Raw genomic sequence first — 13,591 nt, 5'->3', positions numbered from 1 at the left:
CAAGACAAGGGGGCGGTGATGCGATTGCTGGTGTTGTTGGCGGTGCTGGCCGCCGTTGCGGGCCTTTATAACTATGGCGGCAACGCGCTCGACGAGAAGCAGGTGCGCGATTTCTATGCCGCGCACGACAAGGCGATGTTGAGCCAGGACGGCGAGGCGCTCTGCGCGATGACCGCGCCGGAATTCGAAATGGTGGTGCTGTACCGCATGGATTCGCATCAGCAGCGGCAAACCGCCACCCGCGAGAAATATTGCAAATCCAACGGCGAATGGGCACAGGTGCTGCGGCAGATGAGCCACGTGGCCGATCCGGAAGAGCTGATCGACTACAAGCAGTCGATCACCAAGATCGACATCGCCGCAGACGAACACTCGGCGATGGTCGAAACCCGCGTCACGCTCGGTCTGCCGGGCGTGCGCATGACCTTTCGCACCCGCGACAAGGTGATCCGCAAGCGCTGGAAGACGCTCATCGCCCACAGCGAAGGCACCGCCTGGGTCGGCCCGGCGTACCAATAAGCGCCGCTAGCCAGGCGTCTGCGCTTGCTGCCCGGCGGCGCGGTCGGCGCTGGGTGCGGCCTGTGCGATGCGGACAGGACAGGTGCAGTGCGCCCTCCACGGTTGGCTGATGATTGCCGGCGACGTGCCGCTGGCCTCTGGACTCCGTACCGGGCAAGACGGGCGGCCAGCGATGCGTCGCTGCATTGCACAGCGCCGCAACCACTGGCGTTCGCTATGCTTGCGCCATGACGACCTCCTTCCAGATCTCCCGACGTGCGCAGGCGCTGACCAGTTCGGCGATTCGCGAAATTCTCAAGGTGACCGAACGGCCGGAGGTCATTTCCTTCGCCGGCGGCCTGCCGTCGCCAGCTACCTTTCCGGTGGAGCGCATGCGCGCTGCCAGCGACCAGGTGCTGCGCGACGCCCCGCAGGCGGCCTTGCAATACGGCCCCACCGAGGGTTATGCGCCGCTGCGCGAATGGGTGGCTGCGCGGCTGAGTCGCGATGGCGCCAGCATCCGCCCCAGCCAGGTGCTGATCACCACCGGCTCGCAACAAGGTCTGGACCTGCTCGGCAAGGTCTTCATCGACGAAGGCAGCAAGGTGTTGGTGGAAACGCCGAGCTACCTGGGCGCGTTGCAGGCATTTTCGTTGTTCCAGCCGGCATTCGTCGGCATGCCCTCGGACGCGGATGGCGTGGTGGTGGATGCGCTGGATCCGTCGTTGCTGGCCGATGCGCGCTTTCTGTACTGCCTGCCGAATTTTCAAAATCCCACCGGCCGGCGCTTGCCGTTGGCGCGTCGCCAGGCCTTGGTGGCGCGTGCGGCCGAGGCAGGCGTGCCGGTAGTCGAAGACGACCCGTACGGCGAGCTGTATTACAGCGGTGAGCCGCTGCCGAGCCTGTTGTCGATGAACTCCGAAGGCGTCATCTACATGGGCTCGTTTTCCAAGGTGCTCGCGCCCGGCCTGCGGCTGGGTTACGTGGTGGCGCCCGAGGCAGTGCTGGGCAAGCTGATCCAGGCCAAGCAGGCAGCCGATCTGCATACGCCATCGTTCACCCAGCGCGTGGTGTACCAGACCTTGCAGGACGATTTTCTCCAGACCCATATTCCGCAGATCCGGGCGCTGTACGCGCGTCAGTGCAGCCTGATGCTGGAGGCACTGGACCGGCACTTCCCGGCGCAGGTGCAGTGGAATCGCCCGGAGGGCGGCATGTTCTTGTGGGTGACCTTGCCACCGGGGCTGGATGGAACCGCGTTGCTGGCGCGAGCCATCGCACGCAATGTCGCGTTCGTACCCGGCGCGCCGTTCTACGCCACCTTGCCGCAGACCAATACGCTGCGCCTGTCGTTCGTCACCGTCCCCGGCGAGAAGATCGATGCCGGCATCCAGGTGCTGGGCGAGTTGCTGCGCGAGGCGCTGGCCGAATTGCCAGGCCAGGGCGCGTGACAGGGGCGACGGCGGAGCAGGGTGCGCCGATGGCGATCAGGATCGACCACGTCGCCATCGGCAGCGCGCGCGACTTCACGCGCCCTGGCAGCCGCAGCGCGATCGACAAACGTCCGCTGCAGGGGGCGGTGCAGGTGGGCATCGAAGGCCTGGAGGGCGACGAGCAGGGCGACCGGCGCGTGCATGGCGGGCCGGACAAGGCCATCCATCACTACCCGCGCGATCACTACGCTGCCTGGCGCGAGGAACTTGGTCCGCACATGTTGCTGGAGGCGGCAGGTGCCTTCGGCGAAAACCTCAGCAGCGTGGGCGTGACCGAAGCCGATGTCTGTCTCGGCGATCGCTTCACCTTGGGCACGGCAGTGGTGGAGGTGTCGCAGTTGCGACAACCGTGCTGGAAGCTGTCGGACCGCTTTGGCGTGCGCGAGCTGGCGCGGCGCGTGCAGGAAACCGGCCGTACCGGCTGGTATTACCGCGTGTTGCAGCCGGGCAGCGTTGCGGCGGGCGACCTGCTGACCCTGCAGACGCGGCCGCATCCGGATTGGCCGCTGTCCCGTCTGCAGCAGGTACTGTACGCGCGCCAGGTCGACGTTGCAGCCGTCACCGCGGTACTGCAGCTGCCGCTGGTGCCGTCCTGGCGCACGCTTTTCGAACGCCGCCTGCAGCGCAGCGAAGTGGAAAGCTGGAGCAAGCGGCTGGAGGGTATCGGCGATTAAGCGCGGCAAACAAAGCTGCTGCGCAGTGCCAGGCGGATGTGGTCGCTGCTTGCGTCGGCTGGTGCGGCACGTATAGGCGCTTGCGCCGGGCGTCTCCCACGCCGGGATGAAAGATGTACGCTCCTTGCGATAGCCATGCTTAGAGCGGCCGACATCACTGCTTTATATAGGTGGGCGTGCAGCTCGCGAAGTCGGCAGAGTCCAGTTGCATTCCTGCGGCTCTCCACTCCTCGCTACCTATCCAAGAACCCTTCGCCACGCCTCGTCGCCCGCCACGAAAGCGACCAGTCGCGCGACCCCGCAACGCCGCATCGTGCGCAGTGCGGCACTGCGGCGACGAATCGCTAATCCCAACTCCCCAATCCCGGCTATCGTGTACCCCCCCACATCGCCAAGCCAGCCGCCGCCATGACAACCTCTGCTGTGAAAGTTCTGATCCACGGCGCCTCCGGGCGGATGGGCAAGGCCTTGCTGCGATTGGCCGCCGAAGACCAGGCCTTGCAGGTGGTCGGGGCCGTGGTGGGTCGCTCGCCCTCCCAGCGCGTGGTCGATGGGGTGCCGTTCTTCGCTGCCAGCGAACTCGGTGGCGCGCCTGCGTTCGATGTGGCCATCGATTTCAGTTTGCCGCAGGGCTTTGCACCGATCCTGGCGTTGTGCGCGCAGCGGGGCAAGCCGCTGGTGTCCGGCACCACCGGGCTCGACGAGGCGCAGCGTGCGGCCTTGCGCGATGCCGCCCAGCAGATTGCGCTGGTGTGGGCGTCCAACTTCAGTCTCGGCGTTGCGGTGCTGACGGAGCTGGTGGAGCGCGCGGCCGGCACCTTGCCGGGTTGGGACTGCGACATCCTCGAAGCGCATCACGTGCACAAGCAGGACGCGCCCTCCGGCACCGCGTTGACGCTGGGCGAAGCGGCGACCGGCAGCGGCGCACAGCCGCGCTATGTCAGCCTGCGCGCCGGCGACATCGTCGGCGAACACACCGTGCAGTTCACCGGGCTGGGCGAGCGGGTCGAGCTGGTGCATCGCGCGACCAACCGCGACATCTTCGCGCGTGGTGCCTTGCATGCGGCCAAGCGGCTGATCGGCAAGCCGGCAGGCAGCTACCGCGTGCGCGATCTGGTGCTGTAAGCACGCCCGCAGCCATGCATGAACGGTAGCCGCACGTCGCGGCCATTCATGCCTCGGCGTTGACGCCGCGCCTGCATCCGATGCTCTTCAGACTGGCATGGCAGGGCAGTTGCCTTTACAATTCTCGCTTGCCCGAACCAGCGTCGGACCGGTCCCCAGCACCGCGTCCGCGCTTTGCTGCAACCGGAATTTGGCCGGGAGCGCATCGGAGTCCCAGGCAGCCAGAGCGAGACCCCCACGTGACCCAACCCGCAATCCTTGTCCTCGAAGACGGCACCGTGTTCGAGGGCGAATCCGTAGGCGCCAACGGGCTTTCCGTCGGTGAAGTGGTGTTCAACACCGCCATGACCGGCTATCAGGAAGTCCTGACCGATCCCTCCTACGCCCGCCAGATGGTCACGCTGACCTATCCGCATATCGGCAACACGGGCTTTACCGATCAGGACGACGAAGCCCGCAAGATCTGGGCGGCCGGCCTGATCGTGCGCGATGTGCCGCGCCGCCCCAGCAACTGGCGCAGCCAGGTGGCCTTGCCGGAATGGCTGCAGGCCCGCGGTGTGGTTGCCATCTCCGGCATCGACACCCGCAAGCTGACCCGCCTGCTGCGGCAGAGGGGCGCCCAGAACGGCGCGCTGATGGCCGGGGAGATCGACGTCGAAAAAGCGCTGGAAGCCGCACGCAAGTTCCCCGGCCTGAAAGGCATGGACTTGGCCAAGGTGGTCTCGACCGAGAGCAGCTACAACTGGAAGGAAGGTTCGCTGGATCTGAACTCGGACAGCTTTCCGGGTCTGGGTGCGTTGAATAGTGGAAAGTCCGCGCAGGGAAGTACCGGCTCTGGCGAGGGACTCGCATTCAAGGTCGTGGCCTACGACTACGGCGTCAAGCTCAACATCCTGCGCATGCTGGCCGAGCGCGGCTGCGATGTCACCGTGGTGCCGGCGCAGACCCCGGTGGCAGAGGTGCTGGCGATGAACCCGGATGGCGTGTTCCTGTCCAACGGCCCGGGCGACCCGGAGCCGTGCGACTACGCGATCGCTGCGATCAAGGAGTTGGTGGCGCACAAGGTGCCGACCTTCGGCATCTGTCTGGGCCATCAGTTGCTGGCGCTGGCTGCCGGCGCCAAGACGCTCAAGATGACCACCGGCCACCACGGCGCCAACCACCCGGTGCAGGATCTGGACGGCGGCCGGGTGATGATCACCTCGCAGAACCACGGTTTTGCAGTGGATGAAAGCACCTTGCCGGCCAATGTGCGGGTCACTCACCGCTCGTTGTTCGACGGCACCAACCAGGGCATCGCGCTCACCGACGCACCGGCATTCTCGTTCCAGGGCCACCCGGAAGCCTCGCCGGGACCGCGCGATGTGGGGCCGCTGTTCGACCGGTTCGTGGATCTGATGGCGGCACGCGCCTGATGAAAACAGGGCTGGCCTCGCTGCCGCGCGCACGCCACTGGCGGGTGTTTGCGTTGGCGATGCTGGCGCTGCTTGCGTATCCGGCGTTCGTGTTGATTGCGGTGTATTCGCAGTGGTTGGGTTCGGGCCTGCCCGGCGGGCGCAACGGCCCGGCCGATGCCTACCGGCACAGCCTTGCGAGTGCCATCGTCGCCTACAACTTGTCTCCGCGTTGCGTGGATTGGGTGACTGCCGTGATGGAACGCGGTGGCGTTGGCACGCCGAGCCGCGCGATGGATGCGCATAACAACCGGATCGGCGCGCGCATCGGCGCCGCCGCTCCCAGCTGGGCCGCGATGCAGCGAGAGGTTCGCGCCGCGGTCGACCATGGCGCGATCGATGCCCGATCGCCCGACCAAATCACCTGGCTCGCCGCTACGGCGTGGCAGGACCGACTTTACTGAGGACCCCCATGCCAAAGCGCACCGACCTTAAGACCATCCTCATCATCGGCGCCGGCCCGATCGTCATTGGCCAGGCCTGCGAGTTCGACTACTCCGGCGCGCAGGCGTGCAAGGCGTTGCGCGACGAGGGCTACCGCGTGGTGCTGGTCAACAGCAACCCGGCCACCATCATGACCGACCCGAACATGGCAGATGCCGTGTACATCGAGCCGATCAACTGGCAGACGGTCGAAAAGATCATCGCCAAGGAACAGCCCGACGCGCTGTTGCCGACCATGGGCGGGCAGACCGCGCTGAACTGCGCGCTGGACCTGGCCGACCACGGCGTGCTGGAGAAGTACAACGTCGAGCTGATCGGCGCCAAGCGCGAGGCCATCCGCATGGCCGAAGACCGCGAGCTGTTCCGCGTGGCGATGGGCGAGATTGGCCTGGAATGCCCGAAGGCCGCGGTCGCCCACACGCTGGAAGAAGCGCTGGAGATCCAGACCCGCGTCGGTTACCCGACCATCATCCGTCCCAGCTTCACCCTGGGCGGTAGCGGTGGCGGCATCGCCTACAACCGCGAAGAGCTGATCGAGATCGTCGGTCGCGGCCTGGAACTGTCGCCGACCACCGAAGTGCTGGTGGAAGAGTCGGTGCTGGGCTGGAAGGAATTCGAGATGGAAGTGGTCCGCGACACCGCGGACAACTGCATCATCGTCTGCTCGATCGAGAACCTGGATCCGATGGGCGTGCACACCGGCGACTCGATCACCGTGGCCCCGGCGCAGACCTTGACCGACAAGGAATACCAGCGCCTGCGCGATGCCTCGATCGCGGTGCTGCGCAAGATCGGCGTGGACACCGGCGGCTCGAACGTGCAGTTCGGCATCAGCCCGACCACCGGCCGCGTGGTCGTCATCGAAATGAACCCGCGCGTGTCGCGCTCCTCGGCGCTGGCCTCCAAGGCCACAGGCTTCCCGATCGCCAAGGTCGCCGCCAAGCTGGCCGTGGGCTACACGCTGGACGAATTGAAGAACGAGATCACCGGTGGCCTGACCCCGGCCTCGTTCGAACCGTCGATCGACTACGTGGTCACCAAGATTCCGCGTTTCGCCTTCGAAAAATTCCCGCAGGCTGATGCGCGCCTGACCACGCAGATGAAGTCGGTCGGCGAAGTGATGGCGATGGGCCGCACCTTCTCCGAATCGCTGCAGAAGGCGCTGCGTGGCCTGGAAACCGGCAAGATCGGCCTGGACCCGACCGGCCTGGACCTGGGCAACGAGGACGACATCGCCACGCTCAAGCGCGAGCTCAAGGCACCGGGCCCGGAACGGCTGTTCTACGTGGCCGATGCCTTCCGCGCCGGTATGACGGTGGCCGATGTGTATGCGCTGTCGTTCATCGACCCCTGGTTCCTGGACCAGATCGAAGAAATCATCAGCCACGAACAGCAGCTGGCCGACGACGGCATGGCGGCGCTGGATGCGCCGCGCCTGCGCATGCTCAAGCGTGCCGGCTTCTCCGATGCGCGCATGGCGCAGCTGATCGGCAGCAACGAAGAATCGGTGCGCACCTTGCGCCGCGCGCTGAAGGTGCGCCCGGTCTACAAGCGCGTGGATTCGTGCGCGGCCGAATTCGCCACCAGCACGGCCTATCTGTATTCGACCTACGAGGACGAATGCGAGGCGCTGCCGACCGATCGCGACAAGATCATGATCCTGGGCGGTGGCCCCAACCGCATCGGCCAGGGCATCGAGTTCGATTACTGCTGCGTGCACGCGGCACTGGCGCTGCGTGACGATGGCTTCGAAACCATCATGGTCAACTGCAATCCGGAAACCGTCTCCACCGACTACGACACTTCCGACCGCCTGTACTTCGAGCCGCTGACGCTGGAAGACGTGCTGGAAATCGTCGAGCTGGAAAAACCCAAGGGCGTGATCGTGCAGTACGGCGGGCAGACTCCGCTGAAGCTGGCTCGCGCGCTGGAAGCTAACGGCGTGCCGGTGATCGGCACCTCGCCGGACTCGATCGACCTGGCCGAAGACCGCGAGCGTTTCCAGCAGCTGGTCGACAAGCTTGGCCTGAAGCAGCCGCCGAACCGCATCGCGCGCAATGCCGAAGAAGCCTTGGTGCTGGCGCGCGAAATCGGCTACCCGCTGGTGGTGCGCCCGAGCTACGTGCTGGGCGGCCGCGCAATGGAAATCGTCTACGGCGAATCCGACCTGGCGCGCTATGTGCGCGATGCGGTCAAGGTCTCCAACGATTCGCCGGTGCTGCTGGACCGCTTCCTCGACAACGCGGTGGAAGTGGACGTGGACATCATTGCCGACAAGGACGGCAACGTGCTGATCGGCGGGGTGATGGAACACATCGAGGAGGCCGGCGTGCATTCGGGCGATTCGTCGTGCTCGCTGCCGCCATATTCGCTCTCGCCGCAGACCCAGGCCGAGCTGCGTCGCCAGGTGGTGATGCTGGCCGAAGGCTTGAACGTGGTCGGCCTGATGAACACCCAGTTCGCGGTGCAGGTCAACGAGGCGGGCGACGACATCGTGTACCTGCTGGAAGTGAACCCGCGTGCCTCGCGCACGGTGCCGTTCGTGTCCAAGGCGATCGGCATGCCGCTGGCCAAGATCGCCGCACGTTGCATGGCCGGCAAGACGCTGGCCGAGCAGGGCGCCACCAAGGAAATCGTGCCGGACTATTACTCGGTGAAGGAAGCGATCTTCCCGTTCGCCAAGTTCCAGGGCGTGGACCCGATCCTCGGGCCGGAGATGCGCTCCACCGGTGAGGTGATGGGCGTGGGCCGCAGCTTCAGCGCCGCGTTCGCACGCGCGCAGGAAGCCGGTGGCATCAAGGCGCCGCCGGTCGGCAAGGCCTTCGTCTCGGTGCGCGACCCGGACAAGCAGCGTGTGTTGCCGGTGGCGCAGGCGCTGGTGGAGCGTGGCTTCACGCTGGTGGCCACGCGCGGTACCGGTGCCTGGCTGCAGCAGAACGGGCTGAGCTGCGAAATCGTCAACAAGGTGGCCGAAGGCCGCCCGCACATCGTCGATTCGATCAAGAACGGCGAGATCGTCTACATCGTCAACACCACTGAAGGTCGCGCTGCCATTTCGGATTCGTTCTCGATCCGCCGCGAAGCGCTGCAGCATCGCGTGACCTATTCGACCACTGTCGCCGGCGCCAAGGCGCTGGTGCAATCGCTGGAATTCCGCGGCACCGGCCCCGTGTGGTCGCTGCAGGAACTGCACAAGGAGCTGGAAGCATGAGAGCACCCATGACATCGAAGGGCGCGCAGCGCCTGCGCGAAGAGCTGGAGCATTTGAAGTCGGTCAAGCGCCCGGAGGTGATCAATGCCATCGCCGAAGCGCGTGCGCACGGCGACCTGAAGGAAAATGCCGAATACCACGCTGCGCGCGAGCAGCAGAGCTTTATCGAAGGCCGCATCAAGCAGCTGGAAAGCGAGCTTTCGCATGCCGAAATCATCGACATCACCAAGTTGTCGGCCGGTAACAAGATCGTGTTCGGCGCCACGGTGACGCTGGCCGATACCGAAACCGACGAAGAGAAGCGCTACCAGATCGTCGGCGACCTGGAAGCGGACATCAAGATGGGCCTGATCGCGATCTCCTCGCCGCTGGCACGTGCGTTGATCGGCAAGCTGGAAGGCGATTCGGTCACCATCGATGCGCCGGCCGGCCAGCGCGAGTACGAAGTCGTCAGCGTCGCCTACCTGGACTGACCGGCATCACTGCGCGATGACCACCGCCACGCTGCTGCTGCCGGAAAAACGCCGCCTGCCCGGAACCCTGGGCGACACGGCAGTGGCGCGTGCGCTTGCGCGCGCCGACGGGCACACCGCCGATGCCGGCGAAGTGGCGCAATTGCAGCGCCATTTCAGCCTGACCCCGGCGCACTGGCCGGTGGCCGCGTTGACGCGCCAGCTGGATGCCGGCGATGCCGCCGGCGCCACCTGGGTGCGCGCGGATCCGGCCTACGTGGTGCCGGACATGCAGGGTGCGCGGTTGATGGGCTACGGCGAGGCGCTCGGTCCCACCGCCGACGATCTGGCGGTGCTCTTGCCCATCCTCAAGCCGATGTTCGGCGATGCCGGCTTTTTGCTGGATGCGCCCACGCCGTCGCGTTGGTATCTGCGCCTGTCGCCAGATGCGAAATTGCCGGACTTCGCACCGCCCGATGTCGCCATTGGCGACGACTTGTTCGAGCACCTGCCGGCCGGCGACAGCGGGCGCCGCTGGCGCGCCTTGCTGACCGAAGCGCAGGTGCTGCTGCATCAACATCCGTGGAACGAGGGCCGCGTCGCCAGCGGCAAGCCGGCCATCAATTCGCTGTGGTTCTGGGGCGGCGGCGTGCTGCCGCACGCGGTGAGTTCGCCGCATCGGCAGGTGCGCAGCCGTGAATCGCTGCTGCGGGCGCTGGCGCTGGCGGCAGGCGCCGATGCGCAGGGCGAACAACGCGTCGATGCGCTGGTGGATCTGCGTCATCTGCGTTCGCTGCAGCAGTTCAGCGACGATGCGGTGGCGCCGCTGTTGGCGGCGATGGCGCGCGGCGAACTGGATCGGCTGGTGTTGGACTTCCAGGACGGCGAGAGCGTAGCGCTCACCCATGCGCAGCGCTGGCGTTTCTGGCGCACGCCGCGGGTGCAGCTGGCGCAATGACGTCGCCTCCACGGATCGTCCGGCGCCCCGCCGGGCAGGCCGGCAGTTGGCCCGAGACCATGTTGCCGCTGCTGCGCCGCATCTATGCAGCGCGTGGTGTCACCGATGCGCAAGGCGCGCAGCCGCGACTGGCCCAGTTGTTGTCGCCGGAATTGCTGCACAACAGCGGCGTGGCCGCCGAGCTATTGGCCGATGCGATCGCGCAGCAACGGCGCATCCTGGTGGTGGGCGATTTCGACTGCGATGGCGCCACTGCCTGCGCCGTCGGCGTGCGTGGCTTGCGCATGCTCGGCGCGCTGGATGTGCACCACGCCGTGCCCAATCGCATGGTGCATGGCTATGGCTTGTCGCCTGCGTTGGTCGACGAACTGGCAGCGTTGCAGCCGGATGTGCTGGTCACCGTCGATCACGGCATCGCCTGTCACGCCGGCGTGGCCGCAGCCAAGGCGCGCGGCTGGACGGTGCTGGTCACCGACCACCATCTGCCGGGCGAGGCGCTGCCGCCGGCCGATGCGATCGTCGACCCGAACCTGGCCGAAGACACCTTCCCCAGCAAGACCCTGGCCGGGGTCGGGGTGATCTTCTATGTGTTGCTGGCGCTGCGGAAAGTGTTGCGCGCGCGCGGCGCCTTTGCCGAGCGCGCCGAGCCTGACCTGCCGGTGCTGCTGGATCTGGTCGCAGTCGGTACCGTTGCCGATCTGGTACCGCTGGATACCAACAACCGTGCGCTGGTGTCGGCCGGATTGCGTCGCCTGCGCGAGGGCAAGGGCTGCATCGGGTTGCGTGCCTTGATCGATGCCAGCGGCCGCGATGTGGCGCGTCTGAGCGCCAGCGATATCGGGTTTGCGCTCGGGCCGCGCCTCAATGCGGCCGGTCGGCTCGAGGACATGGCGCTGGGTATCGAACTGTTGCTCAGTGAAGACTGGAGCCAGGCCCGCGAGATCGCCGGCACGTTGGAAGAGATCAACGCCGAACGCCGCGCGGTGCAGCAGTTGATGACCGACGATGCCGAGCACGCTGTCGCCAAGGTGGTGCTGGATGGCGATGGCGCATTGCCGATCGCCGCATGCCTGTTCGATGCCGAATGGCACCCGGGCGTGATCGGCCTGGTGGCCTCCAAACTCAAGGACCGCCTGCACCGTCCGGTGATCGCGCTGGCGCCGGCCGAGCCGGGCAGCAGCCAGTTGCGTGGCTCGGCGCGCTCGATTCCCGGCCTGCATATCCGCGATGTGCTGGCGGCGGTGGATGCGCGGCATCCCGGATTGATCCAGAAGTTCGGCGGCCATGCGATGGCAGCCGGCTTGAGTATCGAGCATGCGGCATTGGCCACGTTCGAGCAGGCCTTCCAGGCGCAGGTGACGGCGATGGTGGATGCCTCGCTGCTGCATGCCCAATTGCACAGCGACGGCGAACTGGCCGCGCACGAACTCGATCACCTGCATGCCGAAGCGCTGCGCGTGGCCGGTCCGTGGGGGCAGGGCTTTCCCGAGCCGCTGTTCGATGGTCAGTTCGAGGTGCTGCAGCACCGCGTGCTCAAGGAACGCCACCTCAAGTTGACCCTGCGGTGCCCCGGACGCGCGGAACCGCTCAATGCCATCCAGTTCAATGGCTGGCGCGGCAGCGACCCCGCGCGCCTGGTGCGGCTTGCGTATCGGTTGGTGGCCGACGACTACCGCGGCGGCACGGCGGTGCAGTTGATCGTCGAGCATTGCGAGCCGGCGACAGTCACCGACTGATCTGCGGTCCTGGCGCCGCCCAGGTTGGTGACATTCGTACTTGACGTTATCCCCATGCAAATACGCTGGAGGCTGCCGAACGCGATCGCTGGGCAACTCGATAGCGGATCAGGCATCGGCCCAGCGTTTCGAGCGCGCCTGCTGCTAGCCACTTGATCAGCGAAGCAGTGCTCGGGGCAAGCAGTACGGCGGCGCGAGCAGGGCGGGGCAAGTGGTGGTTCCAAGCGCACCGCGACGCGCAACCTGGATTGCGCCAGATGGCGCGTCCTGAGATGGCCCGCCGAATGAAGCGCACGTTGCAAGCGACGTGCGTCCCGCAGATTGTTACGACGCAACGGCCATAGCACCGAGCCGGCGGCTGACCGCTTGCGTGCGTCCACGCAAGCCGAACAACGGCCGCAGCCAACCCACCCGCCGAATCACGTACTCATGCAGTGCCAGGCAGCCGACCACCGTGGCGGCAATCACCAGCGCCGGTTCCAGCCAGGCGTTCAACTGCAACGGCATCACCCAGTACAGCGCCACGATGATCAGGCTCTGATGCAGGATGTACCAGGGAAACACCGCGTCCGTGCAATAAGGCAGCCAGCGGAACGGCCGGTTCAAACGCTGCTTGGCCCAGCCCAGCAGGGTCAGCAGCGCCAGCCAGGTATAGGCCGCGCGTGCGACGTGTTCCAGGTTTTGCCATGGCAGTGCGGCCAGTGCCGGCGGCAGCTGCGCCGGCTGCACCTGCATGCCCAGAAAACGAATGCCCAACTCGGTGGTGATGGCCAGCACCGCAGTGACCAGGGTGAGCCAGCGCAGTTGCACGGCCAACTGCCAGAAGCGCTCGCTGCGTGCCAGCAGGTAGCCCAAGAGGAAGAGCGGGAACGATTCGGCATGCACGAACCAGTCGCCGACCAACGCATGGGTCGGCGGATGGCGCGGCATCACCCACATCACGCAGAACGCTTCCCACAAGATCGGCACCACCAGCAGGGCCGGCACCACCACTGTGGCGGGAAGCGGCGGTAAGGCCGGCAGCCGCACCAGCTTGGCCAGCGACACCAGCGCCATCAAGGCCACGGTGTAGGGCAGCAGGTAGGCCAGGTACCACAGGTGATTCCAGGTGATGCCGTGTTCCCAGCCATCGAAACTGCCGGCCGGCCACGGGCGCACCTGCCAGTAGCGCAGCAGGAAGCTGCCGAAGCCGGTGGCGACCTTGCCGTTGCTCACGCCCTGGCAGTAGGCCTGCACCGCCACCACCACGAACATGCCGAACAGCAGGGGCGGCAGCAACCGCCCGCAGCGACGCAGTGCGAAGCGCCAGGGCGCGGCTTGCGGCTGCGACAACCCGATCGCAATGCCGGAGATCATGAACAGCAACGGCATTCGCCACCGGTTGAGCACGATCATCGGCCACTGCAACCACTCGGCCGTGTGCACGCTCTTGAGGTGGAACCCCCAGTCGGCCACATAGGCCATGCCCACGTGGTAGAGGATCAGCAGGGCGAAGGCGAAAACGCGCAAGGCATCGATATCGTGGCGGCGCTCGGTCATGGTCGGT

At 66.3% G+C, this 13,591-nt stretch carries 11 protein-coding genes; 10 read left to right on the top strand and 1 reads right to left on the bottom strand.

Annotated elements, in window-relative coordinates; translation table 11 throughout:
* Window positions 1-18 precede the first annotated feature (18 nt).
* The 10 genes from ACCQ00_RS11460 (at window position 19) to recJ (ending at window position 12,045) form a co-directional block, all read left to right on the top strand.
* A complete protein-coding gene (locus ACCQ00_RS11460; protein WP_039572465.1) occupies window positions 19-519 on the top strand; it encodes an autotransporter outer membrane beta-barrel domain-containing protein in 501 nt (166 codons plus the stop codon).
* Window positions 520-746: 227 nt separating this feature from the next.
* On the top strand, window positions 747-1,949 hold the full coding sequence (locus tag ACCQ00_RS11455; RefSeq protein WP_039572463.1) for an aminotransferase-like domain-containing protein: 1,203 nt from the start codon (window positions 747-749) through the stop codon (window positions 1,947-1,949).
* A complete protein-coding gene (locus ACCQ00_RS11450) occupies window positions 1,946-2,665 on the top strand; it encodes an MOSC domain-containing protein (RefSeq protein ID WP_017155292.1) in 720 nt (239 codons plus the stop codon). The genes ACCQ00_RS11455 and ACCQ00_RS11450 overlap by 4 nt, the downstream gene beginning before the upstream one ends.
* A gap of 408 nt (window positions 2,666-3,073) precedes the next feature.
* Window positions 3,074-3,790 carry a 4-hydroxy-tetrahydrodipicolinate reductase gene (gene dapB / locus ACCQ00_RS11445; RefSeq protein ID WP_017155291.1) on the top strand — a complete coding sequence of 239 codons (717 nt, stop codon included), beginning with the start codon at window positions 3,074-3,076 and terminating at the stop codon, window positions 3,788-3,790.
* Window positions 3,791-4,029: 239 nt separating this feature from the next.
* The gene (carA, locus tag ACCQ00_RS11440; protein WP_039572460.1) at window positions 4,030-5,205 is read left to right on the top strand and encodes a glutamine-hydrolyzing carbamoyl-phosphate synthase small subunit; all 1,176 of its coding nucleotides are present in this window, start codon (window positions 4,030-4,032) and stop codon (window positions 5,203-5,205) included.
* A complete protein-coding gene (locus ACCQ00_RS11435; protein WP_039572457.1) occupies window positions 5,205-5,648 on the top strand; it encodes a DUF6973 domain-containing protein in 444 nt (147 codons plus the stop codon). The genes carA and ACCQ00_RS11435 overlap by 1 nt, the downstream gene beginning before the upstream one ends.
* An 8-nt stretch (window positions 5,649-5,656) precedes the next feature.
* Window positions 5,657-8,899, top strand: coding sequence for a carbamoyl-phosphate synthase large subunit (carB, locus tag ACCQ00_RS11430; RefSeq protein WP_017155288.1), 3,243 nt, complete (start codon window positions 5,657-5,659; stop codon window positions 8,897-8,899).
* Between the two features lie 8 nt (window positions 8,900-8,907).
* A complete protein-coding gene (gene greA, locus ACCQ00_RS11425; protein WP_170922320.1) occupies window positions 8,908-9,372 on the top strand; it encodes a transcription elongation factor GreA in 465 nt (154 codons plus the stop codon).
* 16 nt (window positions 9,373-9,388) lie between these two features.
* The gene (locus ACCQ00_RS11420; protein WP_039572448.1) at window positions 9,389-10,309 is read left to right on the top strand and encodes a phosphoglycerate mutase; all 921 of its coding nucleotides are present in this window, start codon (window positions 9,389-9,391) and stop codon (window positions 10,307-10,309) included.
* Window positions 10,306-12,045 carry a single-stranded-DNA-specific exonuclease RecJ gene (recJ, locus tag ACCQ00_RS11415; RefSeq protein ID WP_039572445.1) on the top strand — a complete coding sequence of 580 codons (1,740 nt, stop codon included), beginning with the start codon at window positions 10,306-10,308 and terminating at the stop codon, window positions 12,043-12,045. Before ACCQ00_RS11420 ends, recJ begins: the two co-directional genes overlap by 4 nt.
* Window positions 12,046-12,369: 324 nt before the next feature.
* Here recJ and ACCQ00_RS11410 read toward each other — a convergent pair whose 3' ends face one another.
* Window positions 12,370-13,584 carry an acyltransferase family protein gene (locus ACCQ00_RS11410; protein ID WP_017159453.1) on the bottom strand — a complete coding sequence of 405 codons (1,215 nt, stop codon included), beginning with the start codon at window positions 13,582-13,584 and terminating at the stop codon, window positions 12,370-12,372.
* Window positions 13,585-13,591: the final 7 nt, after the last annotated feature.

Source organism: Xanthomonas sp. NCPPB 3761 (assembly GCF_041475705.2).
Lineage (GTDB): Bacteria > Pseudomonadota > Gammaproteobacteria > Xanthomonadales > Xanthomonadaceae > Xanthomonas > Xanthomonas phaseoli.
This window is presented reverse-complemented; position numbering and strand designations above follow the sequence as displayed.

Bases quoted from the DNA above. Each gene is read 5' to 3' on its own strand.
- ACCQ00_RS11460 (WP_039572465.1), top strand. From the start codon at position 19: ATGCGATTGCTGGTGTTGTTGGCGGTGCTGGCCGCCGTTGCGGGCCTT.
- ACCQ00_RS11410 (WP_017159453.1), bottom strand. From the start codon at position 13,584: ATGACCGAGCGCCGCCACGATATCGATGCCTTGCGCGTTTTCGCCTTC.
- recJ (WP_039572445.1), top strand. From the start codon at position 10,306: ATGACGTCGCCTCCACGGATCGTCCGGCGCCCCGCCGGGCAGGCCGGC.
- ACCQ00_RS11435 (WP_039572457.1), top strand. From the start codon at position 5,205: ATGAAAACAGGGCTGGCCTCGCTGCCGCGCGCACGCCACTGGCGGGTG.
- ACCQ00_RS11455 (WP_039572463.1), top strand. From the start codon at position 747: ATGACGACCTCCTTCCAGATCTCCCGACGTGCGCAGGCGCTGACCAGT.
- dapB (WP_017155291.1), top strand. From the start codon at position 3,074: ATGACAACCTCTGCTGTGAAAGTTCTGATCCACGGCGCCTCCGGGCGG.
- greA (WP_170922320.1), top strand. From the start codon at position 8,908: ATGACATCGAAGGGCGCGCAGCGCCTGCGCGAAGAGCTGGAGCATTTG.
- carB (WP_017155288.1), top strand. From the start codon at position 5,657: ATGCCAAAGCGCACCGACCTTAAGACCATCCTCATCATCGGCGCCGGC.
- ACCQ00_RS11420 (WP_039572448.1), top strand. From the start codon at position 9,389: ATGACCACCGCCACGCTGCTGCTGCCGGAAAAACGCCGCCTGCCCGGA.